The sequence below is a fragment of the Nocardia heshunensis genome (genome assembly GCF_054782115.1).
This window is the reverse complement of record NZ_BAAGTC010000060.1, coordinates 1-940: the sequence shown is the minus strand read 5'-3', so window position 1 is coordinate 940 and position 940 is coordinate 1. Positions and strand designations below refer to the sequence as shown.

Below are 940 nucleotides of genomic sequence, written 5' to 3'. Positions count from 1 at the left end.
GCCACAGTTGAATCCCGTCGATACGACATTCTGGTACGGATGTTACCGCCACGGCCGATTACGATTTGGTACTTCAAGGAGCTGGTCGCCTCGTTTGCTATTCCGGCTATGGTGGTTGTGGATTCGGTGAAGAGTCGAATTGACACGCTAAGTGAAGCACATGTAATCACAGCGGAACAGGTTGAACGACTAAAATACCTGTTGAACGTTTACACACCAAGCAATCTGGAGCAGCATATCAGGACTAGTTACGACGTAGAGAACCGGTTACCGGTGTACTTCGGTCAGGCGGCTAGTATCTGTATCAATTCAGCAGTCATGCCACAGGCAGTCAATTTTAGTTAGGAGGTAAAAGATGTCAAAATATAATGAATCAGTGTTGACCACAGCAGGATTGGAGTTGGCTACGCGGGCTTTTCGAGGCCAATCTAAGTTCACCATCACCCGGACAGCTACCACAGCAGATACGCTAACTGAGGCTGGAGTCAAGGGGCTGGCTAAGCTCCCTAATGAGAAGCAGACAGGGACGCTGACTAGCTCGCTTAATACGCCGGATGGTGACGAACAGGTTGCCGGGACTAAGGTGCTGTACACCAATGAAAAGGTAACTAAGGGATACAACATTACGGCTATTGGTCTGTATGCTAAAGAAGAGGGCAAAGACGCCGAGTTTCTGTATGCTGTGACCTTAGCAGCGGAACCTGAGTACATGCCAGATTTTGGCAACAAAGTGTTGTTTGAATTTGGTATGAGTATCTTTGTGATGGTCGGCCAGAAACAGTCCGTGACAATTCAGTTGAATCCACAGTCACTAGCGACGATCGAGTACGTGGACAAGGCGATTGCTGATCACCAAGTGGTCTTCCCATCGGACTTGGCTTATTTGGATAAAGACGAGACGATTTCTGGTAAGTGGAAGTTTGGACAGAACCCGGTTGAT

At 48.2% G+C, this 940-nt stretch carries 2 protein-coding genes; both read left to right on the top strand.

Going from position 1 to position 940, the window contains the following annotated elements; translation table 11 throughout:
* Positions 1 to 345, top strand: a 345-nt coding sequence (locus tag ACYVN4_RS45160; protein ID WP_460730496.1) for a hypothetical protein, incomplete at its 5' end; no start/stop codon positions are given.
* A gap of 31 nt (positions 346 to 376) precedes the next feature.
* Positions 377 to 940, top strand: a 564-nt coding sequence (locus ACYVN4_RS45155) for a hypothetical protein (RefSeq protein ID WP_460730494.1), incomplete at its 3' end; no start/stop codon positions are given.